The sequence below is a fragment of the Rhodanobacter sp. FW106-PBR-R2A-1-15 genome, from assembly GCF_058789735.1.
Genome location: NZ_JBYTEM010000009.1, coordinates 58847 through 79251 on the forward strand (window position 1 = coordinate 58847; position 20405 = coordinate 79251).

Genomic DNA, 20405 nt, shown 5'->3' on the forward strand with positions numbered 1-20405 from the left:
CACCCTGTGCGCGATGTCTTTCGTCACGTGACGAAGAGCATCGCGCACAGGGCGCGCTCCTACGACAGCCGGATACCGGCCAGGCGCTGCAGCGCCTCGGCGTACTTGGCGGCGGTGCGCGCGATCACCTCGTCCGGGATCACCGGGCCTGGCGCGGTCTTGTTCCAGTGCTGCGTCTCCAGCCAGTCGCGCACGAACTGCTTGTCGTAGCTGGGCGGGCTGATACCGACGCGGTATTCGTCGGCCGGCCAGAAGCGTGAGGAATCCGGCGTCAGCATCTCGTCCATCACGTACAGCTTGCCGCTGGCGTCGGTGCCGAATTCGAACTTGGTGTCGGCGATGATGATGCCGCGTTCGGCCGCGTAGGCAGCGGCCCACTGGTAGATCGCCAGCGTGGCGTCGCGCACCTGGTTGGCCAGCTCGCTGCCGACCGCGTCGACTACCGCATCGAAGCTGACGTTCTGGTCGTGGTCGCCCACCGCGGCCTTGGTCGAGGGCGTGAAGATCGGCGCGGGCAGCTGCTGCGCCTGCTTCAGGCCGGCGGGCAGCACGATGCCGCACAGCGAGCCGGTGGCCTGGTAGTCCTTCCAGCCGGAGCCGATCAGGTAGCCGCGGGCGATCGCCTCCACCGGCACCGGCTTCAGCCGCCGCGCCACCACAGCGCGCTTCTCATACAGTTTCAGGTCGGTGCCGGGCGGCAGCACCTCGGCCAGCGGCACGTCGAGCAGGTGGTTCGGCACCAGGTGGGCGGTCTTGCCGAACCAGAAGTTGGAGATCTGGGTGAGCATCTCGCCCTTGCCCGGGATCGGGTTGGGCAGCACCACGTCGAACGCCGACAGCCGGTCCGTGGCGACCATCAGCAGTCGATCGTCGGACAACGCGTATACATCGCGCACCTTGCCGCGGTGGATCAGCTCGAGGCCGGGCAGGTTCGATTGCGGCAGGGTGGTGGGCACGACGGCGGGTTCCACATGGCGGGCAAGCGCCCATTCTAGCCGCTGCGGCCGTGGCGCCGGAAACGCCGCCTCGGGGAATCCGGGTGCGCTGCTAGAATTGGCGACCTGTGGCCCCCATTGGTTGCCGATGCGAACCTTATTGACCGCGGCGCTGTGCCTGTTCGCCGCCTTCCCGCTCCGTGCGCAGACGCCGGCGTCGCCGACCCGGCTGGGCCTGTGCGCGGCCTGCCACGGTGCTGGCGGCCACGCCAGCATGCCCGGCGTGCCGCACCTGGCCGGCCAGCGGCTGGATTACCTGCGCGACGCGCTGAAGCAATACCGCGACGGCCGCCGCAACATCCCGGTTATGCGCGCCGCGATCGGCCCGGTCGGCGACGCCGACCTCGACGCGTTGGCCCGCTGGTACAGCGCGCAGGCACCGCAGGGCACGCCATGAGCTACACCTACACGCTGTGGTTCGCCTTCTTCGGCCTGCTCATCGGTCACCTGCCCGGCGCCGTCACCGGCGCGGTGATCGGCTTCGTCTTCGACAACCTGCGCTACAGCCAGCGCAAGCACGCCACGCCGGAAGCCGGCGGCTTCATCGGCCCGCTGTTCACCCTGCTCGGTGCGGTGGCGAAATCCGACGGCCGCGTATCGGAGCAGGAGATCGCGATCGCCGAGCGGCTGATGACGCGCATGGGCCTGGACGCCGAGCAGCGCAGGCAGGCGGTGGCCAGCTTCAACGTCGGCAAGCAGCCGGAGTTCGACGTCACCCCGACCATTGCCGCGCTGCGCAACTGGGTCGGTCTGCGCCGCGACCACGCCTTCCCGGTGCTCGACGTGGTGATCGAGACGGTGCTGGCCGAGGGCAACCCACCGCCGGAGAAGATGGCGATCCTGCACCAGCTGGCGTTCGCGTTGCGTATCAGCGACATGGAGTTGATGGCGCTGATGGCGATGAAGGGTTACGCCTGGAACGCCGGCGGATCGCGCAGTCACGGCCGGGCCTACGGCACCGGCGGCGGCTACGTGCCGCCGCAGCGCGCACCGCAGGGACCGGACCCGTATGCCGTGCTCGGCATCGACCGCAACGCCGATGACCGCGCGATCAAGCGCGCCTACCGCAAACTGATCTCCGAACACCACCCCGACCGCCTCGGCGACCTGCCCGAAGACATGCGCAAGCGCGCCGAGGCGCGCGCCAGCGAGATCAACGCCGCGTACGACCGGATCAAGGAACAGCGCGGCTTCAAGTAGGAGCCCGCTCGCGGGCGATGCTTTGAAAGCCGGGATTCGGGATTCGGGATTCGGGATTCGGGATCCGGGATTCGAAAGAGCATCGCCCGCGAGCGGGCTCCTGCAAAGGCGATGCGTCGGATCAGGCGACAAGGCGCTGCGTCGGATCAGCCGAGCAGCAGTCCGGCCAGTTCGTCCGGCGTCGCCGCAACGGCACGCGCGCCGGCCTGCTCCAGTTCCGCGCGGTCGCCGAAACCCCACAGCACGCCCACGCCGCGCACTTGGTTGGCCACGGCACCGTCGATGTCGAAATGGCGGTCGCCGATCATCACCGCGTCGGTCGGGTCGACGCCGAAGTCCGTCAGTGCCGCGGCGATCATCGTGGCCTTCTCGCTGTGCGCGCTGCCCGGGTGCGGGCCGTACAGGCGCAGGAAGGCGTCGCCGAACGGCAGGTGGGCGATGATCGGCGCGGCGTGGCGGTGCGGCTTGCTGGTGACCACCGCAAGCTGGTGGCTAGCGCCGAGCAGTCGCCCGATCAACGTTTCGATGCCCGGGTAGACCTCGTGCTCGCGCCAGCCGAGCGTATCGAAGCGCTCGTGGTAGTACGCCACCGCCGCCTCGACGCGTTCGGCGTCGTGGTCCAGCAGCGGCGCGAAGCTGTGCCGCAACGGCGGGCCGATCCAGCGGCGCAGTTCCGCATGCGCCGGCGCCGGCACGTCCAGCCGCGCCAGCGCATGCTTCACGCAGGCGGTGATGCCGTGCTCGGAATCGATCAGGGTGCCGTCGAGGTCGAACAGGCAGAGCATTACTTCGCGGCTCGCGCCTTCAGCGCAGCCACTGCGGGCAGCTCCTTGCCTTCGAGGAACTCCAGGAACGCGCCGCCGCCGGTGGAGATGTAGGAGACCTGGTCGGCGATGCCGTACTTGTCGACCGCGGCCAGAGTGTCGCCGCCGCCGGCGATGGAGAACGCATTCGAGGCGGCGATCGCCCGCGCCAGCGTCTCGGTGCCTTTGCCGAAGGTGTCGAACTCGAACACGCCGACCGGGCCGTTCCACACCACGGTGCCGGCCTTGGCGATCAGCGCGGCGTACAGCTCGGCAGTCTGCGGGCCGATGTCGAGGATCATCTCGTCCGCGCCCACCTGGTCGACCGGCTTCACCGTGGCCGGCGCCTGCGCCGAGAAGGTCGGTGCCACCACCACGTCGACCGGCATCGGCACCTCGGCGCCGCGGCGCTTCGCATCGGCCAGCACCTTCCTGGCGGCGTCGATCAGGTCCGGCTCATACAGCGAATTGCCCACCGAATAGCCCAGCGCGGCGACGAAGGTGTTGGCGATGCCGCCGCCCACGATCAACTGGTCGACCTTGCCGATCAGGTTGTCGAGCAGGGTCAGCTTGGTCGAGACCTTGGAGCCGGCCACGATCGCCAGCAGCGGGTGCGCCGGGTGTTCCAGCGCCTTGCCCAGCGCATCGAGCTCCGCACACAGCAGCGGCCCGGCGGCGGCGACCGGGGCATACTTGATCACGCCATGGGTGGAGGCCTGCGCGCGGTGCGCGGTGCCGAACGCGTCCATCACGAAGATGTCGCACAGCGCGGCGTACTTCCGGGCCAGCGCGTCGTCGTCCTTGCCTTCGCCGACGTTCATGCGGCAGTTTTCCAGCAGCACCACCTCGCCCGGGGCCACCTCGACGCCGTCGACCAGGTAGTCGGCGACCAGCCGCACCGGCTGGTGCAGGCGCGCGCTCAGCCACAGCGCCACCGGCGCCAACGAGGATTCGGCGTCGAACTGGCCTTCCTTCGGCCGACCCAGGTGCGACATCACCATCACCTTCGCGCCGGCGTCGCGGGCGGCCTGGATCGTGGGCAGCGCGGCGTCGAGGCGCTGGGTCGAGGTGATCCGACCGTGGTCGTCGATCGGCACGTTCAGGTCTTCGCGGATCAGCACGCGCTGGTCGCGCAAATCGAGGTCACTCATGCGGATGACGGACACGGCGGCACTCCGGATAATGGACAAGGGGCCGCCCGGCACGGGCGGTAACCGCTTATTCTCGGGCGCGTCGGGTGTCGATGCAAACGCGGCGGGCCGGCGCCGCACGTTGCGGTGCGCCACGTGCCCGGCCCACACTGTGGCAAACTGCGGTTATCCGTCGGGGGGTGGCTCATGGCTAGCGGTTTGGTGTTGTATGGCTACTGGCGTTCCAGCGCTGCGTATCGGGTGCGCATCGCGCTGAACCTGAAGGGGCTCGACTACGAGACGCGACCGGTGCACCTGGTGCGCGACGGCGGCGAGCAGCACGCGCCGGATTACCGTGCGCTCAACCCGCAGGAAATGGTGCCCTGCCTGCTCGACGGCGACCGCGCGATCACCCAGTCGCTGGCGATCATGGAATACCTCGACGAGATGCATCCGGAGCTGGAAACGGCCCTGCTGCCGGTCGATGCGCGCGGGCGGGCCCGGGTGCGGGCGCTGGCGCAGGTGGTGGCCTGCGACATCCACCCGCTGGGCAGCCTGCGGGTGCTGCAGCAGCTGGAAGCCGAATTCGGTGCCAGCGAGGAGCAGCGCGCGGCGTGGTCGCGGCATTGGATCGGCGCGGGTTTCCAGGCGATCGAGACGATGCTGGGCGACAACGTGGCGACCGGACGCTATTGCCACGGCGAGGCGCCGAGCATGGCCGACGTCTGCCTGGTCCCGCAGGTCTACAACGCGCTGCGCTGGAAGCTGCCGCTGGACGACTACCCGACCATCGCGCGCATCTACCAGTCATGCAACGAGCTGGAAGCATTCCGCCGCGCCGCGCCGGAGGCCCAGCCGGATGCGCCTTAGAGCCGGGATTCGAGATTCGGGATTCGATAGGGCGTGATCCGACGGCGTTACCTTCCGCCGGTTGCGGGAGCGCAAAGGCGGGCGGCTTTTGGCGAATCCCGAATCCCGAATCCCGAATCCCGGCCCTAAAACCCCATCCCGTAAGGATCGGCCATCGCCTCGTCGCTGTTGCCGCCTTCGGCGAGGCGGATCTTCAGCGCCAGGCCGTCGCGCGAATCGGACTTGTTGAGCGCCTCTTCCAGTTCCACGCGGCCTTCCTTGTACAGCTTGTACAACGACTGGTCGAAGGTCTGCATGCCTTCCTGCAGGCTGCGGTCCATCGCTTCCTTGATCTCGTGGATCTGGCCGCGGCGGATCATGTCGCGGATCAACGGGGTGTTCAGCAGTACCTCGGTGGCCGGGATGCGGCGGCCGTCCTTGCCGATCACCAGGCGCTGGCTGATCACCGCGCGCAGGTTCAGCGCCAGGTTCATCAGCACGTTCTTGTGCGCCGATTCGGGGAAGAAGTTGAGGATGCGCTCCAGCGTCTGGTCGGCGTTGTTGGAGTGCAGCGTGGCCAGGCACAGGTGGCCGGTCTCGGAGAAGGCGATCGCCGCCTCCATGGTGTCGGTGTCGCGGATCTCGCCGATCATGATCACGTCCGGCGCCTCGCGCATCGCGTTCTTCAGCGCCTCGTGGTAGCTGTGGGTGTCCAGGCCCACCTCGCGCTGGTTGACGATCGACTTCTTGTGCCGGTGCAGGTATTCGATCGGGTCCTCGATGGTGAGGATGTGGCCGGGCGAATGGGAGTTGCGCTGGTCGAGCATTGCCGCCAGCGTGGTCGACTTGCCCGAGCCGGTGGCGCCGACCACCAGGATCAGCCCGCGCGGCTCCATGATCAGGTCGCGGAAGATGCTGGGCAGCTGCAGCTGTTCGATGCTGGGGATCTCGCTCTTGATCGCGCGGATCACCATGCCCACTTCGCCGCGCTGCTTGAACACGTTGATGCGGAAGCGGCCGGCTTCCTTCACCGCCAACGCCATGTTCAGCTCCAGGTCGCGCTCGAACTGCGGCACCTGGCCTTCGTCCATCAGCGAATACGCGATCTTCTTGACCATGCCGCCGGGGAGCCCGGTATTGCCCAGCGGATACAGCCTGCCCTCGACCTTGATATTCACCGGAGCGCCGGTGGACAGGAACATGTCCGACGCACCCTTGTCTACCATAAGCTTGAGGAAGTAGCCGATGTCCACGAATGACCCCTGGTCTGGCAAGTTGCGCGTTGCAATGATGGATTATGCCCGCCCACAATACGCTGCGACACACCATGAGGAATGTGATGTACATCTTTTCCCCGCTGGCCGGATCTCCGCGCCGCACCTGCATCGCCCTGGCAGCCCTGGTGCTGGGCCTGGCGCTGACCGGCTGCGCCTCGGTGCCGCCGCCGAATGACTCGATGAACCAGGCCCAGAACCAGCTGCAGATGGCCCGCGACGCGGGCGCGGCGGATTACGCGCCGGTTGACCTGGGCTTTGCGCAGGACAAGTTCCAGTTGGCGCAGGCCGCCATGGCCGAGCGCAAGTACGCCAATGCGGCGAGCCTGGCCGAGGAGTCGCGGGCCGACGCCGAACTGGCCCAGGCCAAGGCCAGGCTGGGCGCGGCGCGGGTGCAGATCCAGAGCAAGCTGCGCGAGAACACCCGCCTGCGCCAGCAGGGCGAACACGATGCCGCGGCGGCCACCCAGGCAGCGCAACCGGCGCCGCCGTCCAGCGCACCGCCCACCGAGGAGATGCCGGCACCTTCCTCGTCGGTGTTGTCCGCGCCGCCGGCCGACGGTTTCCAGACCGTGCCCGACGTGCAGCAACCCGCCGCAAACTCCCAGGGAGGCCAGCCATGAAGCGTTCCGCCGCTACCCTGGTCGCGGTTGCGCTGGCGCTGGCGCTGGCCGTGCTCGGCCCGGCGCACGCCCGCCAGGACGACATCGACATCAGCCGCCTGACCGGCAGCCTCAACCAGCTCGCCAACGATCCAGGCATGGGCAACTACGCGCAGGCTGAGCAGGCGCGTGCCCGCGACGCGATCAACCGGCTCGCCCAGGCCAGCTCGCGCGAGCGGCCGCATGCGTTGTACCTGGCCGAACGGCGGGTCGATCTGGCCAAGACCGCCGCGCAGCTGCAGGACGCCCAGATCAAGCTGACCCAGCTCGACCGCGAACGCGACCAGATCCTGCTGGACAACAGCCGGCGCGAACTGGAACGCCAGCGCCTGCAGTACCAGCTGGCGCAGGAAGAGGCCGCCCGGCTGCAGGCGCAGGGGCAGGAATACTCGCAGGCGGCCGAGCAGGCGCGGGCCGAGGCCGAGCGGGCGAAGAAGCTGGCGGCGGCGCAGAGCAAGGTGGCCAGGGCTGCCAAACGTCAGGCCGAGCTGGCCGCCGAGGCGGCCAAGGCGATGCGCTCGCAGATGGAAGACACCGACAAGCCCGCCGAGACAGGTACGTCGAAACAGCATCCCTGAGGCCCTCCCGGCAAGGCGCATCCGCGCCCTGCCGCGGCCTTGGACGAGGGGCGCCCAGGCTTTGGCTGACCAATGGTAAAATGCTGTTTTGACAGCTTTTTCACCTGTGCTTCGTGGTTTCGCTATACGCTGTCGCCGGCCCTTGCGACCCCCAGTGTGGCGGAGTAGGGTCAGAGTCCCATGAGGCATCCAGGCCTTGTGGGCTACTGACCCGAACCATGCGCTTATCCCCCGTTTCCATGCTTCCCCTGCGTCCCGGTCATCCGGCGTGGGCGGCGGGGTGCGTGCGTGTGTTCAACGTCTGCGGATGCTTCCTGTCGTATCCGCATGTCAACTCGTGAGGAGGTCGGATCATGTTTGAAAACCAGCAGCGCGACGATGTCGAGGCATTGATGAAGGCCGACGCCGAATTCCGGCGCCTGTACCAGCATCACCGCGAACTCGACAGCAAGGTGCACGACGCCGACATCGGCGTATTGCCCATCGATGATGTCACCCTCGCCAGCATGAAGAAGGAGAAACTGCTGGCCAAGGCGCGACTCGAGCGCATGTGGACGGATCGAGTGCACCTTATCCACTGACCCGCTGCTTCACATGCCAATGCGGCCCCGGGCTTTTCCCTGCATGTCGGGAAAGGTGCCGGGGCCGCCGCGTTTGCGCCGTGTGCCCATGGCAAGCGGTTATCATGGCGATCCCGCAGCGGCGGCGTCTTCCGCGGCTGCCCCAGCGACGGAGTCCCCATGACGGTCCACCAGAGTGTCCTCGAACTGATCGGACATACCCCGATGGTGCGCGCGCAGCGCCTGGACACCGGGCCGTGCGCGCTGTTCCTCAAGCTGGAGAGCGCCAACCCCGGCGGCTCGATCAAGGACCGCATCGGCCTGTCGATGATCGAAGGTGCCGAGCAGGATGGCCGCATCCGCCCCGGCGACATCCTGGTCGAGGGCACCGCTGGCAACACCGGCCTGGGGCTGGCGCTGGTCGCGCAGCAGAAGGGCTACCGGCTGATCCTGGTGGTGCCGGACAAGATGAGCCGCGAGAAGATCTTCAACCTCAAGGCGATGGGCGCCGAGGTGGTGCTCACTCGTTCGGACGTGGCCAAGGGCCACCCCGAGTACTACCAGGACATGGCCGAGCGGATCGCCCGCGAAACGCCCGGCGCGTACTTCATCAACCAGTTCGGCAACCCCGACAACCCGGCCGCGCACACCGCCACCACCGGGCCGGAAATCCTCGAGCAGATGGACGGCAAGGTCGACGCGGTGGTGGTCGGCTGCGGCTCGTCCGGCACGCTCAGCGGCCTGTCGAAGTTCTTCGCCGAGCACTCGCCGCAGACCGAACTGGTCCTCGCCGATCCGGTCGGCTCGATCCTGGCCCAGTACATCAACCAAGGCACGCTCTCGACCAAGTCCGCCAGCTGGATGGTGGAGGGCATCGGCGAGGATTTTCTGCCCTCGATCAGCGACTTCACCCGGGTGAAGAAGGCCTACGCGATCCCCGACAAGGAAAGCTTCCTCACCGCGCGCGAACTGCTGTCAAAGGAAGGCGTGCTGGGCGGCTCGTCCACCGGCACCCTGGTGGCCGCGGCGCTGCGCTACTGCCGCGAGCAGACCAGCCCGAAGCGGGTGGTGACCCTGGTCTGCGACACCGGCAACAAGTACCTGTCCAAGCTGTACAACGACTACTGGATGCTCGACAACGGCTTCATCGAGCGCGAGCAGCACGGCGACCTGCGCGACCTGCTGCTGCGCCCGTTCGCCCAGCGCGACACCGTGGTGGTCGGCCCGAACGAGCTGCTGATCACTGCCTACAACCGCATGAAGCTGTATGACGTGTCGCAGCTGCCGGTGATGGACGGCCGCAAGCTGGTCGGCATCGTCGACGAGTCCGACGTGCTGATGCACGTGCACGCCGACGAGACGCGCTTCCGCGACCCGGTGTCGACCGCGATGATGACCAACCTGCAGAAGCTCGACGTGCGCTCGCCGGTCGAATCGCTGCTGCCGGTGTTCGAGCGCGGCCACGTGGCGATCGTGGTCGACGGCGACGATTTCCTCGGCCTGATCACCCGCATCGACCTGCTGAACTGGCTGCGCCGCAAGGTGGACTGAGAGGTTGTGATTTTTTCAACCTCTCGGGCCGGCCACGGCGATGGCATGGCGAGGGCATGGCGAGGGCATGGATGCCCGAGTTGAGGCAACGCAGGAGCAGTTGCCCGATGCCCGAGTTGAGGCAACGCAGGGAGCGGTTGCCCGATGGCCAGACATGAAACAGTCACGCCAGTGACTATTTCATGTGAGCGGGTCCGGGCGTGTACCGGACTCGCGACTGAAGAAAACCACAGGATGTAGTTTTCTTCACAAACTCTGAGCGCGGCGCCCGAAAGCCTGGCGCAATGCGGGCCGGCCAAGATGCCGGCGCCAACGCGGTCACCGGCCGCGAATCGAACAAGGAGCCCCCACTCATGTGCGGAATTGTTGCTGCCGTGGCCCAGCGTGACGTCGCTCCGCTGCTGATTGCCGGCCTGAAGGCGCTCGAATACCGCGGCTACGACTCCTCCGGCGTGGCCGTGCTGGACGGCGGCGCGATCCATCGCGTGCGCGCCAAGGGCAAGGTACGCGAGATGGAGGCGCTGTACCTAGCCGACCCGCTGCCCGGCGGCACCGGCATCGCGCACACCCGCTGGGCCACCCACGGCGTGCCGAACGAGGCCAACGCACACCCGCACATCGCCGGGCGGGTGTCGATCGTGCACAACGGCATCATCGAGAACCACGCCCGCCTGCGCGCCGAGCTGGAGGCCGCCGGCCATGTGTTCACCTCCGACACCGACACCGAGGTGATGGCCGCGCTGATCGACCGCCACCTCGACCAGGGCCTGAGCCTGCGCGAGGCGGTGCTGGCCACCGTGCGCGAGCTGGAAGGCGCCTACGCCATCGCCGTGCTCAGCCGCGACGAGCCCGGCCGCGTGGTCGGCGCCCGCCGCGGCGCGCCGCTCTTGGTCGGCGTGGGCATCGGCGAGAACTTCCTCGGCTCCGACGCGCAGGCGTTGGTCCAGGTCACCCACAAAATGCTCTACCTGGACGAGGGCGACGTGGTGGAGATCACCCGCGACAGCGTGCAGGTGTTCGGCCTGGACGGCGCGCCGGTGGAGCGCGCGGTGCACGAGAGCGAGCTGTCCACCGACGCGGTGGAGCGCGGCGAGTACCGCCACTACATGCAGAAGGAGATCTTCGAGCAGCCGCAGGCGGTGGCCAACACGCTGGAGGCGCGGCTGGGCCCGCACGGCGTGCTGCCGAACATCTTCGGCATCGACAGCGACGCGCTGCTGCAGGCCACCCGCGGCCTGCACATCGTCGCCTGCGGCACCAGCTACCACGCCGGCCTGGTCGCCAAGTACTGGATCGAGGAGTACGCGCGGCTGCCGGTCAGCGTCGAGGTGGCCAGCGAATACCGCTACCGCGAGACGGTGGTGCCGGAGGGCACGCTGTTCGTGGCGATCTCGCAATCCGGCGAAACCGCCGACACCCTGGCGGCGATGCGCGAATCGCGCCGGCGTGGCTACCTCGGCACGCTGGCGATCTGCAACGTGCCCGAATCCTCGGCGGTGCGCGAGGCCGACCTCAAGCTGATGACCCGCGCCGGCCCCGAGATCGGCGTGGCCTCGACCAAGGCCTTCACCACCCAGCTGGCCGGCCTCGCCCTGCTGACGCTGGAGCTGGCCCGCCGCCACGGCCTCGATGCCGACCGCTACGCCGCGCTGTGCGCCGAGCTGCAGCACCTGCCGCGGGCGATCGAGGAAACGCTGCAGATGGAGCCGGCGATCATTGCCCTGGCCGGCGAGTTCATCCACCGCCAGCATGCGCTGTTCCTCGGCCGCGGCGTGCAGTACCCGGTGGCAATGGAAGGCGCGTTGAAGCTCAAGGAGATCTCCTACATCCACGCCGAGGCCTATGCCGCCGGCGAGCTCAAGCATGGCCCGCTGGCGCTGGTCGACGAGCACATGCCGGTGATCGCGGTGGCGCCGAACGGCCCGCTGCTGGACAAGCTGAAATCCAACCTGCAGGAAGTGCGCGCCCGCGGCGGCCAGCTGATCGTGTTCGCCGACGGCGCCGCCGGCATGGACGACATGGCCGGCACCGGCCGCATGCTGCGCGTGGCCTCCGGCGGCAACTTCATCGCCCCGGCCGTGTTCACCATCCCGCTGCAGCTGCTCGCCTACCACGTCGCCGTGCTGCGCGGCACCGACGTCGACCAGCCGCGCAACCTGGCGAAATCCGTGACGGTCGAGTAACTGCCGGGTCGTAGGAGCCCGCTGTGGTGCGACCGAATAGAAAATCAAACTGAGGAATAGAGGTTCCAACAGGAGGGTCGACGGGGCGGCCATCGGCACAAAAGAGATTCCAACGGCATGCCTGGCAAGTCGACGCACTGGCGCATGCTGAACTGCGCTGCCGTAGCAGATGGCCTCGGAGCACGACTTGATTGTAACAACAATTGTAGTTACAATTGGCGCATAACTGCGTACCACCCTATGACCCTGAGTTTTGAATGGGACGATGAAAAAGCCACTTCCAACCTGACCAAGCACGGCGTGCCGTTCACGCTGGCCGCCCGCGTTTTCTACGACCACGAACGCCTTGACCGCTACGACGGCCGCGAGGACTACGGCGAGGATCGTTTCCTCACCATCGGTCTCGTCGGCGACGTGGAGTTGGTCGTCACATACACCGTGCGAGGCGACGCCATCCGCCTCATTTCCGCCCGAAAGGCCGAACGCCATGAGCAACGCGACTACTGGAAAAACCGTTAGGTTCACCCTCGACCCGAACACGCCGTTGAGCGCGGACGACAAGGCGGCACTCGCTCGCCTGGCCGTCATGTCCGACAGCGAAATCGACTTCAGTGACATTCCGCGCAGTCCGGCTGACGCTGAGTGGACGCGTCCTGGTGTTGCTCTTTCGGCCGAGAACAAACGCCAGGTCACGCTTCGCCTGGATGCTGATGTCCTGGACTACTTTCGGCACGCCGGCTCGCGGTACCAAACCCGCATCAACCAAGTGCTACGCGCCTACATGCAGGCGCACCTCGGCAAGCGATGACCGATGAGCAGACCCACAACCAGATGGTTAGGTGCCAAGTGAGCGCTTTTGGGCGAATCTCGGCCCTCCCCCAGTTGGAAGCTCTATTGGTTTACGTTCAATGTTTGCCCAGTGCTCGCGGCGTGTTTTGGCGACTACTTCGTAGCACGAAGCGCTGCTTGAACAGGTTCAGGCCGCAAGGGTGCTGGATCTGCATTGGAAGTTCTATTCGACCGCACCACAGCTGGCGGGTGAGACCGAATAGAGGTTCCAATTGGGCAATAGAAGTTCCAACTACAGGTCGGCCACGGCCTGGCTCTGCTGAGACAAAAGGCCGGAAACGACTGCATTGACCGCTGCCAGTTAGTGTTTCTGATGTGCCGGCCGACCTTGCCGTGGAGGCGAATGTCGGCCTTGTTGCAATCTTTCGAAGTGCGCGGCGCCGGCAGCGAGGCTCCAAGACGGCATGATTTCTACAGAAGACCTTTCGCCTTCAGCTCCGCCTCGAACGTCGCGAGGGCCATCACCAGCGTGAGCGGCTTGTCGGCCAGTGCCACGGCGCCATAGCTGGCGTACCACGCGGCAGCCCTCTCGTTCTTCGCATCGATCATGAGCAAGACCCCCCCCACAACGTCGGCGGCGCGCAAGCAGCGCCGTGCGGCCATCGCGAGGAGCTGACCGCCGAGACCACCGCCTTGCAGCCGTGTGTCCGTCGCGATACGCGCGAGCCTGAAACCCGGCACGTCGTGATGCGCCAAGCCCTTGCGCACCTGCTCGGGCGTATCCGCGTAAGCGAGCGCCCCAGGCGCCAAGCTGTAAAAGCCGAGAACCGTCTTGCTGTCCGCGTCGTCGATGGCGACAAAGGTTTTCGCGCCGCCGGCCTCGTGGCTCTGACGCGCGTACTTGTGAAGGAACTCGTTCATCGCGGAATCGCCGCAGTCGAACAACTTGCAATCATGCTTCTTGGAGATCGGTTCCTCGTGCCAGGCGGGGACGCTCATCCCTGCTTGGGCAGCGCCGCGATAGCCTTGCGCAGCTTGGCGTTCGGCACCGGCGGGTTTTCGAGCATCCTCAGCACCGCAACACTGTCCCTTTCCGACAGGACAATGCGCTCGGCCTCCGCAATCACCGTCTTGGCTTCGCGCAAGGCCGGTTGCAGCACGAAATCCGTCAGATCCGTGTGTCGCAGCGCAGCCGCCCGCACGAGCGTGGCCTTCTGCTCGGGCGAAACCCGCAGATTCATCCGCTTGTTGTCATCGACAGCGACTCGGGGCATGGCTCTTTACTCCTATGTACTCATTAAAAGAGTACATCTGAAATGCCTTTATATCAATCCGTGAGTATTCAATCCGTACAGCTATCGAGCGCCGACAAGGGCAGCAGCGCCGACAGCGAGGTCGCCATCAGGCTTCGCACTCGGGGTGCGGTTGGAACCTCTATTCGGTCTCACCAATGCCGTGTGGCGGGATCGAAAAGAGGTTCCAATCGGGGTCGTGCAGCTGCGCAGCTCAGTCAACGGAACCGGCAAAAAATCTACCGAACAGGTTCCAACAAGCTCGGCGTCAGCAAAAGTGGCGGTCTGCTAGAAGAAAACAGCCGGGCTGATGCCGAAGCGAGCTGACAGGTTTCGGATGTGGCCTACAGTCAGGCTGCGCTTGCCAGCCAGAATCTCGGAAACCACGCTCTGGCGACCGATCTCCGGCAACTGGTTCTGGTTGAGGTCGTGCTGCTCCATCAGAAACCGAAGAATCTGCACGCCATTCACTTCCGGCATGGGGAAGTGCCGCTGATCGTAGGCGTAGATGAGATCGCTGATAGTCATGAACAGCGAATGGCTTGGGTGCTCTTCATCCATAGCACCCATCTCAAGCAGCTCATCGGCCACACGGGTGGCTTCCTCGTAATCCCGCTCGTTGGCGATATGGCCGATATGGGCGACCCCCCGGAAGTTATCCCAGGCGTTCGTAATGGGGGCGATGGCGAGTTGTGCGTTCATTTCCATTTGCCCTTGTCGTACAAGGCGTGTGTCAGGACGTGTTTGATGTAGCAGATCTGCTGGATGAAACTGATACCGGTGATGATGCGGTAGTGGTCACCCTGAACGTCGAAGATGTACTTGTCACCGTAAATATCGAGTGCGCGGAAGGTCTTTCTTAGCTCGTTGAAGCCTTGGAAGTCATTGCTCTCAATAAGTTTTCGCCAAGTCTGTAGGGGGTCGTCTGCATCCGGGTGTTCCCGGGCAAACTCGACCAGGCGTCTGTTGGTGATGACCCGCATCTTGTACGTCCTTGTGCTTGTCGGGCTATTTTATCGCAATTTGCGATGATGTCAATCGCAAATTGCAATGCCCGACCAGGTTTCTACGGTTGTCTTGGTATCTGCTGACAAGCCTGATCCTCCCAGTTGGGAACCTCGAATAACCGCTTTTTGCACGTCATTCCTGCGAAAGCAGGAATCCAGCGTCTTGACCCTCAATAACTTTAGAGTCGCTGGATCCCAGCTTTCGCCGGGATGACCGCGGTTTTTCGAGGCCCCATTGGGGCCAGATAGGGGCGCGCCGCAGCGACCGTGGAGTAGAGCGAGAAATGAGGGAGAGGAGTGAGAAACGAGAGAAGGCGGCGAAGCCTTCTCTCGTTTCTCACTCCTCTCCACTCACCCCTCGCTCAGGCGCGTCCGTAGACGTCGTCGTAGCGCACGATGTCGTCTTCGCCGAGGTAGCTGCCGGATTGCACCTCGATCAGCTCCAGCGCCACCTTGCCGGGGTTGCGCAGGCGGTGCCTGCTGCCCAGCGGGATGTAGGTGCTCTGGTTCTCGCCGAGCAGGAACACCTTGTCGTCGCAGGTGACCTCGGCGGTGCCGGAGACCACGACCCAGTGTTCGGCGCGGTGGTGGTGTTTCTGCAGGCTCAGGCTGGCGCCGGGTTTGACCACGATGCGCTTGACCTGGAACCGCTGGCCTTCCTCCAGCGAGTCGTAGCTGCCCCACGGCCGGTACACCACGCGGTGCAGCGAGTGTTCGCTGCGGCCGGCAGCCTTCAGCTGCTCGACGATCTTCTTCACGTCCTGCGCGGCGTCGCGGTGCGCCACCAGGGTGGCATCCGGCGTGGTCACCACGATCAGGTCGTCCACGCCGACGGTGGCGAGCAGGTGGCGATCGTGCGAGCGCAGCAGCGAGTCGCGCGTGTCCACCGCCAGGGTGTCGCCTTCGCGCAGGTTGCCCTCGGCGTCCTTGTCGCCAGTCAGCCACAACGCCGACCACGAGCCGATATCGCTCCACGCGCAGCTCACCGGGATCACCGCGGCACGCTGGGTTTTTTCCATCACTGCGTAGTCGATCGACTTGTCCGGCACCAGCGCGAACGCGTCATGGTCGATGCGCACGAAGTCGAGGTCGGTCGAGGCTTTCGCGTGCGCCTCGCGCACCGCGGCCAGCATCGCCGGCGCATGCGCGGCAAGCTCTTCCAGGTAGCGCGCGGCCTTGAACAGGAACATGCCGGAGTTCCAGTCGTAGCCGCCATCGGCGAGGTACGACCCGGCGGTGGCAAGGTCGGGTTTCTCGACGAACTGCTCCACGCGGTAGCCATGGTTACCGATCGCCTCGGCGCGACGGATGTAGCCGAACCCGGTCTCGGGACGGTCGGGGCGGATGCCGAAGGTAACCAGCCAGCCCTGCGCGGCCAACGGCAGCGCCTTGGCCACGCCCTCGACGAAGGCGGCGGTGTCGCCGATCAGGTGGTCGGCCGGCAGCACCAGCAGCATGGCGTCGGCGTCGCACTGCAAGGCCTCAAGCGCGCCCAGCGCGATTGCCGGCGCGGTGTTGCGGGCCAGCGGCTCGAGCACGATGGTGGCGCCCTCGATCCCTACCTCCAGCAGTTGGTCGGCGGCGAGGAAGCGGTGGTCCCCGCTGGCGACCACGATCGGCGCGGCGACGCCCGGCAACTGCCGGGTGCGTGCGATGGTTTGCTGGAACAGCGTACTCTTGCCGGCCAGTTCCAGGAACTGCTTGGGCAGGTTCTTGCGCGACACCGGCCACAGTCGGGTGCCGCTGCCGCCGCTGAGGATGAGGGGGATCAACATAACTGGTCCTTTTCAGTGGTTTGTCATGACCAGCCTGCGCATCACATCATGCAGGCCGTGCTGCCAGTCAGGCAGCGTGAAGTTGAAATGTCGTTGGAAGCCGGCATTATCCAGTAATGACCAGGCCGGGCGCACGGCCTGCGTGGGGAATTCGGCGCTGGCGATCGCGACCACGCGGGGTGAGCGCGCCAGCAGGTCCAGCGCCACGGCTTCGTCGAAGATCGCGCTGGCGAAGCCGTGCCAAGTCGTCGCGCCGCTGGCGACCAGGTGATGCGTGCCAACCAGTGCGAGACGCTGCACGCTATCCGACTGCAGCCAGCGGTCGAGTGCGGCTAGCGTGCCGTGCACGATCAGCATCGTATCGGTGGGCGCACCGTGCTGGTCGGCCACCACGCGCAGCTCGTCGCGTTCGGCACCCAGGCGCAGCATGGTGCGCAGGAAGTTGTGGCCGTGCGCGGCGTAGACCCAGGCAGTGCGGAAGGTCAGATGGTCAGCGCCGCTGTTGCGCAATGCCTGCTCGCCGGCCAGCTTGCTGCGGCCGTAGGCTCCGAGCGGATTCGTCGGCACGTCGACGGCGTACGGCTGCGCCTGCCTGCCGTCGAACACGTAGTCGGTGGAGTAGTGGATCACCAGCGCGCCGTGCGCCGCGGCCCATTGGCCCAGCACGCCGACCGCCTCGCCGTTGATGCGGGTAGCCAGCGCCTCTTCCTGCTCGGCACGGTCGACCGCGGTGTATGCGGCGGCATTGACGATCACGTCCGGCCGCAGGCGGTCGAGCAGGGCGGGCAGCGATTCGGGAGTCGACAGGTCGGCCGCCTCGCCGGGACCACCGGCCGCCAGCACGCCGTCACGGCTGGCCGCGATCAATTCGCCGCGTGCAGCCAAACCGCCCTGGTCACAGAACGTACGGCCAAGCTGGCCGTTGGCGCCGAGCAGGAGGATCTTCATGGGCGCCTCGAACAAGCATCGTCATTCCCACGGAAGCGGGACAAATGCGAGCTGTGCCAGCATGGAGCCGCCGAAGGCTGGCCCCGAAGGGGCGAGCGCAGCGAGTCTTCCGGCGTCCTTGCAAGGGCACGCGGTGAAGTCACTGGATTCCCGCTTTCGCGGGAATGACGAGAAAAAACGGCCCGACGCGGCTTGCTCATGCGGCGTACGTCGGCAACCGCTCGGGTGGCACGTCCTGGAGCAGCGGCGTCTTGCCGTCCTTGTCCGACAGCAGTGGCGCGCTGATCGGCCAGTCGATGCCCAGCGCGGCATCGTTCCAGCGAATGCCGGCGTCGGCCTTCGGGTCGTACAGCGCGGTGCACTGGTAGGTGAAGGTGGCGAATTCCGACAGCACGCAGAAGCCGTGCGCGAAACCTTCCGGCACCCAGAAGTGGCGGTGGTTGTCGGCGGTCAACATCACGCCCACCGATTGTCCGAAGGTGGGCGAGCCGCGACGAATGTCCACCGCCACGTCGAACACCTCGCCTTCCAGCACGCTGACCAGCTTGCCCTGCGGATTCGGCCACTGGTAGTGCAGGCCGCGCAGCACGCCGCGCGCGGAGCGCGAGACGTTGGATTGCACGAAATCGACGTCGATGCAGGCCTCGATCCATTTGGCCTTGTTGTAACTCTCATAGAAGAAACCGCGGGCGTCGCCGAACACCTGCGGTTCGAGGATCAACGCGCCCGGCACCCCGGTTTCGATCACTTTCATCGTACGCGGCCTTGCTGGGTCAGTTGCTGCAGGTACTGCCCATAACCGGTCTTGGCCAGCGGTGCTGCCAGCGTCAGCAACTGCTCGGCCTCGATCCAGCCGTTGAGATAGGCAATCTCCTCCGGGCAGCACACCTTGAGGCCCTGCCGGTTCTCGATCGTCTGGATGTAGTTGCCCGCTTCCATCAGCGACTCGTGGGTGCCGGTGTCGAGCCAGGCAAAGCCGCGGCCGAGCTGCTCCAGGTGCAGCGAGCCGTCGTCGAGATAGCAGCGGTTGAGGTCAGTGATTTCCAGCTCGCCGCGCGGCGAGGGCTTCAGCGAGGTGGCGTAGTCGCATACGCGGCCGTCGTAGAAGTACAGACCGGTGACGGCGTAGTGCGACTTCGGCTGCGCGGGCTTCTCCTCCAGGCCGACCACCTTGCCGGCGGCGTCGAACTCGGCCACGCCATAGCGTTCCGGGTCCTTCACCCAGTAACCGAATACGGTCGCGCCATGTTCGCGCGCGGCGGCGCGCTTGAGCCGCTCGGTGAAGCCGTGGCCGTAGAAGATGTTGTCGCCAAGCACCAGGCAGCTCGGCTGGCCGTCGACGAAATCGCGGCCGATGGTGAACGCCTGCGCCAGCCCGTCGGGCGACGGCTGCACCGCGTAGCGGATGGCTATGCCCCATTGCGAGCCGTCGCCGAGCAGGCGCTGGAACATCTCTTGCTCATGCGGGGTGTTGATCACCAGCACTTCGCGAATGCCAGCCAGCATCAGCGTGGCCAGCGGGTAGTAGATCATCGGCTTGTCGTACACCGGCAGCAGCTGCTTGCTGATCGCGCGGGTGATCGGGTGCAGCCGGGTGCCGGAACCGCCGGCGAGGATGATGCCCTTCGTGCTCATGCGCCCAGCCTCTCCATGCGGTAGCTGCCGTCGAGCACGCGCTGCACCCACGGCTGGTGGTCGAGATACCAGTCCACCGTGGCGGCGATGCCGCTCTCGAAGGTCTGCGAGGGTTTCCAGCCAAGGTCGCGCTGCAGCTTGCTGGAGTCGATCGCGTAGCGGCGGTCGTGGCCGGGGCGATCCTTCACGTAGGTGATCAGCGATTCGCGCGCGCGGCCGTCGGCCAGCGGTCGACGCTCATCGAGCAGGGCGCAGATGGTCTTCACCACGGCGATGTTCTCGCGCTCGGCATTGCCACCCACGTTGTAGGTTTCGCCGACGCGGCCGGCATCCAGTACGCGGCGAATCGCGCTGCAATGGTCGCCTACGAACAGCCAGTCGCGGATGTTCCTGCCGTCGCCATACACCGGCAGCGATTCGCCAGCCAGCGCCTTGGCGATCACCAGCGGGATGAGTTTCTCCGGGAACTGGTACGGCCCGTAGTTGTTCGAGCAGTTGGTGGTCAGCACCGGCAGGCCGTAGGTGTGGTGGAACGCGCGCACCAGGTGGTCGGAGGCGGCTTTCGACGCGGAGTACGGCGAGTTCGGCGCGTACGGCGTGGTCTCGGTGAACTTGCCCTCGGCACCGAGTGAGCCGTACACCTCGTCGGTGGACACGTGCAGGAAGCGGAACGCCTCGCGGGCAGCGCCTTCAAGACTGCGCCAGTAGTCGCAGGCGCCTTCCAGCAGGCCCAGCGTGCCTACCACGTTGGTCTGCACGAACTCGGCCGGGCCGTCGATCGAACGATCGACGTGCGACTCGGCGGCGAAATTGACGATCGCCGTGGGCTGGTGTTCGGCCAGCAGCGCGGCCACCAGCGCACGGTCGTCGATGTCGCCGTGCACGAACACATGCCGTTCATTGCCCTGTAGCGACGCTAGCGTGTCCGGATTGCCGGCGTAGGTGAGCTTGTCAAGATTGACCACGCGCAGGCTGTCGGCTACCGCCTGCAACACGAAATTGGCACCGATGAAGCCAGCGCCGCCAGTGACCAGCAGAGTCTTGCTCCTTGTGGATGATTCGTTCATCAAGTTGTCCTAAAGTTTCAGCTGAGCGGGTCTGCAAGGTGGCTCGAACGCCGAGTGGGCAGCAAATGATGCCGGTTCCGGACGCGATGACCAAGCACAGGCCACGT

At 66.1% G+C, this 20405-nt stretch carries 23 protein-coding genes; 10 read left to right on the forward strand and 13 right to left on the reverse strand.

Features of this window, described 5'->3' with window-relative positions; all coding sequences use genetic code 11:
• Positions 1–59: 59 nt before the first annotated feature.
• Positions 60–956, reverse strand: a complete 897-nt coding sequence (locus AC3WTD_RS06995) for a phosphoribosylaminoimidazolesuccinocarboxamide synthase (RefSeq protein ID WP_492613336.1) — start codon at positions 954–956, stop codon at positions 60–62.
• 127 nt (positions 957–1083) lie between these two features.
• Here AC3WTD_RS06995 and AC3WTD_RS07000 point away from each other — a divergent pair, with 127 nt between their 5' ends.
• Positions 1084–1392, forward strand: coding sequence for a c-type cytochrome (locus AC3WTD_RS07000; RefSeq protein ID WP_492613337.1), 309 nt, complete (start codon positions 1084–1086; stop codon positions 1390–1392).
• Positions 1389–2195: a co-chaperone DjlA gene (gene djlA / locus AC3WTD_RS07005; RefSeq protein ID WP_492613338.1), complete on the forward strand. Its 807-nt coding sequence runs from the start codon at positions 1389–1391 to the stop codon at positions 2193–2195. Before AC3WTD_RS07000 ends, djlA begins: the two co-directional genes overlap by 4 nt.
• Before the next feature lie 146 nt (positions 2196–2341).
• Here the strand turns inward: djlA and AC3WTD_RS07010 are convergent, their stop codons facing one another.
• Both AC3WTD_RS07010 and AC3WTD_RS07015 read right to left on the reverse strand, forming a co-directional pair.
• On the reverse strand, positions 2342–2980 hold the full coding sequence (locus AC3WTD_RS07010; protein WP_492613339.1) for an HAD hydrolase-like protein: 639 nt from the start codon (positions 2978–2980) through the stop codon (positions 2342–2344).
• Positions 2980–4164: a phosphoglycerate kinase gene (locus tag AC3WTD_RS07015; RefSeq protein WP_027492949.1), complete on the reverse strand. Its 1185-nt coding sequence runs from the start codon at positions 4162–4164 to the stop codon at positions 2980–2982. Before AC3WTD_RS07015 ends, AC3WTD_RS07010 begins: the two co-directional genes overlap by 1 nt.
• A 171-nt stretch (positions 4165–4335) precedes the next feature.
• Between AC3WTD_RS07015 and maiA the strand changes: the two genes are divergently transcribed.
• On the forward strand, positions 4336–4998 hold the full coding sequence (gene maiA, locus AC3WTD_RS07020; RefSeq protein ID WP_027492950.1) for a maleylacetoacetate isomerase: 663 nt from the start codon (positions 4336–4338) through the stop codon (positions 4996–4998).
• A 125-nt stretch (positions 4999–5123) separates the two neighbouring features.
• Here maiA and AC3WTD_RS07025 read toward each other — a convergent pair whose 3' ends face one another.
• Positions 5124–6230, reverse strand: a complete 1107-nt coding sequence (locus AC3WTD_RS07025) for a PilT/PilU family type 4a pilus ATPase (RefSeq protein WP_492613340.1) — start codon at positions 6228–6230, stop codon at positions 5124–5126.
• An 86-nt stretch (positions 6231–6316) separates the two neighbouring features.
• On the opposite strand from AC3WTD_RS07025, the gene AC3WTD_RS07030 reads away from it, so the two are divergent.
• The 7 genes from AC3WTD_RS07030 to AC3WTD_RS07060 all read left to right on the forward strand — a co-directional run bounded on the left by AC3WTD_RS07030 (position 6317) and on the right by AC3WTD_RS07060 (position 12593).
• A complete protein-coding gene (locus tag AC3WTD_RS07030) occupies positions 6317–6874 on the forward strand; it encodes a DUF4398 domain-containing protein (RefSeq protein ID WP_492613341.1) in 558 nt (185 codons plus the stop codon).
• Positions 6871–7491 (forward strand): hypothetical protein, encoded by a 621-nt coding sequence (locus tag AC3WTD_RS07035; protein WP_492613342.1) that lies wholly within the window; start codon positions 6871–6873, stop codon positions 7489–7491. The genes AC3WTD_RS07030 and AC3WTD_RS07035 overlap by 4 nt, the downstream gene beginning before the upstream one ends.
• 353 nt (positions 7492–7844) lie before the next feature.
• Entirely contained in the window at positions 7845–8072 is a 228-nt protein-coding gene (locus tag AC3WTD_RS07040; protein WP_492613343.1) for an HP1242/YdcH family protein, read from the forward strand.
• A gap of 159 nt (positions 8073–8231) precedes the next feature.
• Entirely contained in the window at positions 8232–9602 is a 1371-nt protein-coding gene (locus AC3WTD_RS07045; RefSeq protein WP_492613344.1) for a pyridoxal-phosphate dependent enzyme, read from the forward strand.
• 353 nt (positions 9603–9955) lie between these two features.
• Positions 9956–11785 (forward strand): glutamine--fructose-6-phosphate transaminase (isomerizing), encoded by a 1830-nt coding sequence (glmS, locus tag AC3WTD_RS07050; RefSeq protein WP_492613345.1) that lies wholly within the window; start codon positions 9956–9958, stop codon positions 11783–11785.
• Positions 11786–12025: 240 nt separating this feature from the next.
• The gene (locus AC3WTD_RS07055; RefSeq protein WP_492613346.1) at positions 12026–12304 is read left to right on the forward strand and encodes a BrnT family toxin; all 279 of its coding nucleotides are present in this window, start codon (positions 12026–12028) and stop codon (positions 12302–12304) included.
• Positions 12273–12593 carry a BrnA antitoxin family protein gene (locus AC3WTD_RS07060; protein WP_492613347.1) on the forward strand — a complete coding sequence of 107 codons (321 nt, stop codon included), beginning with the start codon at positions 12273–12275 and terminating at the stop codon, positions 12591–12593. The genes AC3WTD_RS07055 and AC3WTD_RS07060 overlap by 32 nt, the downstream gene beginning before the upstream one ends.
• Before the next feature lie 452 nt (positions 12594–13045).
• Here the strand turns inward: AC3WTD_RS07060 and AC3WTD_RS07065 are convergent, their stop codons facing one another.
• The 9 genes from AC3WTD_RS07065 to rfbB all read right to left on the reverse strand — a co-directional run bounded on the left by AC3WTD_RS07065 (position 13046) and on the right by rfbB (position 20298).
• Complete coding sequence (locus tag AC3WTD_RS07065) at positions 13046–13573, reverse strand: hypothetical protein (protein ID WP_492613348.1); 528 nt, start codon at positions 13571–13573, stop codon at positions 13046–13048.
• Entirely contained in the window at positions 13570–13848 is a 279-nt protein-coding gene (locus AC3WTD_RS07070) for a type II toxin-antitoxin system TacA family antitoxin (RefSeq protein WP_492613349.1), read from the reverse strand. Before AC3WTD_RS07070 ends, AC3WTD_RS07065 begins: the two co-directional genes overlap by 4 nt.
• Before the next feature lie 306 nt (positions 13849–14154).
• A complete protein-coding gene (locus AC3WTD_RS07075) occupies positions 14155–14568 on the reverse strand; it encodes a helix-turn-helix domain-containing protein (protein WP_492613350.1) in 414 nt (137 codons plus the stop codon).
• Positions 14565–14849: a type II toxin-antitoxin system HigB family toxin gene (locus AC3WTD_RS07080; protein WP_492613351.1), complete on the reverse strand. Its 285-nt coding sequence runs from the start codon at positions 14847–14849 to the stop codon at positions 14565–14567. Before AC3WTD_RS07080 ends, AC3WTD_RS07075 begins: the two co-directional genes overlap by 4 nt.
• Before the next feature lie 386 nt (positions 14850–15235).
• Complete coding sequence (locus AC3WTD_RS07085; protein WP_492613352.1) at positions 15236–16648, reverse strand: mannose-1-phosphate guanylyltransferase/mannose-6-phosphate isomerase; 1413 nt, start codon at positions 16646–16648, stop codon at positions 15236–15238.
• A 12-nt stretch (positions 16649–16660) separates the two neighbouring features.
• Positions 16661–17596 (reverse strand): dTDP-4-dehydrorhamnose reductase, encoded by a 936-nt coding sequence (gene rfbD, locus AC3WTD_RS07090; RefSeq protein ID WP_492613353.1) that lies wholly within the window; start codon positions 17594–17596, stop codon positions 16661–16663.
• Positions 17597–17792: 196 nt separating this feature from the next.
• Positions 17793–18350: a dTDP-4-dehydrorhamnose 3,5-epimerase gene (gene rfbC / locus AC3WTD_RS07095; protein WP_492613354.1), complete on the reverse strand. Its 558-nt coding sequence runs from the start codon at positions 18348–18350 to the stop codon at positions 17793–17795.
• Positions 18347–19231, reverse strand: coding sequence for a glucose-1-phosphate thymidylyltransferase RfbA (gene rfbA, locus AC3WTD_RS07100; RefSeq protein WP_492613355.1), 885 nt, complete (start codon positions 19229–19231; stop codon positions 18347–18349). The genes rfbC and rfbA overlap by 4 nt, the downstream gene beginning before the upstream one ends.
• Positions 19228–20298 carry a dTDP-glucose 4,6-dehydratase gene (gene rfbB / locus AC3WTD_RS07105; RefSeq protein WP_492613356.1) on the reverse strand — a complete coding sequence of 357 codons (1071 nt, stop codon included), beginning with the start codon at positions 20296–20298 and terminating at the stop codon, positions 19228–19230. Before rfbB ends, rfbA begins: the two co-directional genes overlap by 4 nt.
• Positions 20299–20405: the final 107 nt, after the last annotated feature.

Coding starts and splice junctions, on each gene's coding strand:
- AC3WTD_RS07010 (WP_492613339.1), bottom strand. CDS start 2,980: ATGCTCTGCCTGTTCGACCTCGACGGCACCCTGATCGATTCCGAGCAC.
- AC3WTD_RS07080 (WP_492613351.1), bottom strand. CDS start 14,849: ATGCGGGTCATCACCAACAGACGCCTGGTCGAGTTTGCCCGGGAACAC.
- AC3WTD_RS07075 (WP_492613350.1), bottom strand. CDS start 14,568: ATGAACGCACAACTCGCCATCGCCCCCATTACGAACGCCTGGGATAAC.
- AC3WTD_RS07065 (WP_492613348.1), bottom strand. CDS start 13,573: ATGAGCGTCCCCGCCTGGCACGAGGAACCGATCTCCAAGAAGCATGAT.
- AC3WTD_RS07000 (WP_492613337.1), top strand. CDS start 1,084: ATGCGAACCTTATTGACCGCGGCGCTGTGCCTGTTCGCCGCCTTCCCG.
- AC3WTD_RS07030 (WP_492613341.1), top strand. CDS start 6,317: ATGTACATCTTTTCCCCGCTGGCCGGATCTCCGCGCCGCACCTGCATC.
- AC3WTD_RS07070 (WP_492613349.1), bottom strand. CDS start 13,848: ATGCCCCGAGTCGCTGTCGATGACAACAAGCGGATGAATCTGCGGGTT.
- glmS (WP_492613345.1), top strand. CDS start 9,956: ATGTGCGGAATTGTTGCTGCCGTGGCCCAGCGTGACGTCGCTCCGCTG.
- AC3WTD_RS07055 (WP_492613346.1), top strand. CDS start 12,026: ATGACCCTGAGTTTTGAATGGGACGATGAAAAAGCCACTTCCAACCTG.
- rfbA (WP_492613355.1), bottom strand. CDS start 19,231: ATGAGCACGAAGGGCATCATCCTCGCCGGCGGTTCCGGCACCCGGCTG.
- AC3WTD_RS07035 (WP_492613342.1), top strand. CDS start 6,871: ATGAAGCGTTCCGCCGCTACCCTGGTCGCGGTTGCGCTGGCGCTGGCG.
- AC3WTD_RS07060 (WP_492613347.1), top strand. CDS start 12,273: ATGAGCAACGCGACTACTGGAAAAACCGTTAGGTTCACCCTCGACCCG.
- rfbC (WP_492613354.1), bottom strand. CDS start 18,350: ATGAAAGTGATCGAAACCGGGGTGCCGGGCGCGTTGATCCTCGAACCG.
- AC3WTD_RS07045 (WP_492613344.1), top strand. CDS start 8,232: ATGACGGTCCACCAGAGTGTCCTCGAACTGATCGGACATACCCCGATG.
- AC3WTD_RS07085 (WP_492613352.1), bottom strand. CDS start 16,648: ATGTTGATCCCCCTCATCCTCAGCGGCGGCAGCGGCACCCGACTGTGG.
- maiA (WP_027492950.1), top strand. CDS start 4,336: ATGGCTAGCGGTTTGGTGTTGTATGGCTACTGGCGTTCCAGCGCTGCG.
- djlA (WP_492613338.1), top strand. CDS start 1,389: ATGAGCTACACCTACACGCTGTGGTTCGCCTTCTTCGGCCTGCTCATC.
- rfbD (WP_492613353.1), bottom strand. CDS start 17,596: ATGAAGATCCTCCTGCTCGGCGCCAACGGCCAGCTTGGCCGTACGTTC.
- AC3WTD_RS07040 (WP_492613343.1), top strand. CDS start 7,845: ATGTTTGAAAACCAGCAGCGCGACGATGTCGAGGCATTGATGAAGGCC.
- rfbB (WP_492613356.1), bottom strand. CDS start 20,298: ATGAACGAATCATCCACAAGGAGCAAGACTCTGCTGGTCACTGGCGGC.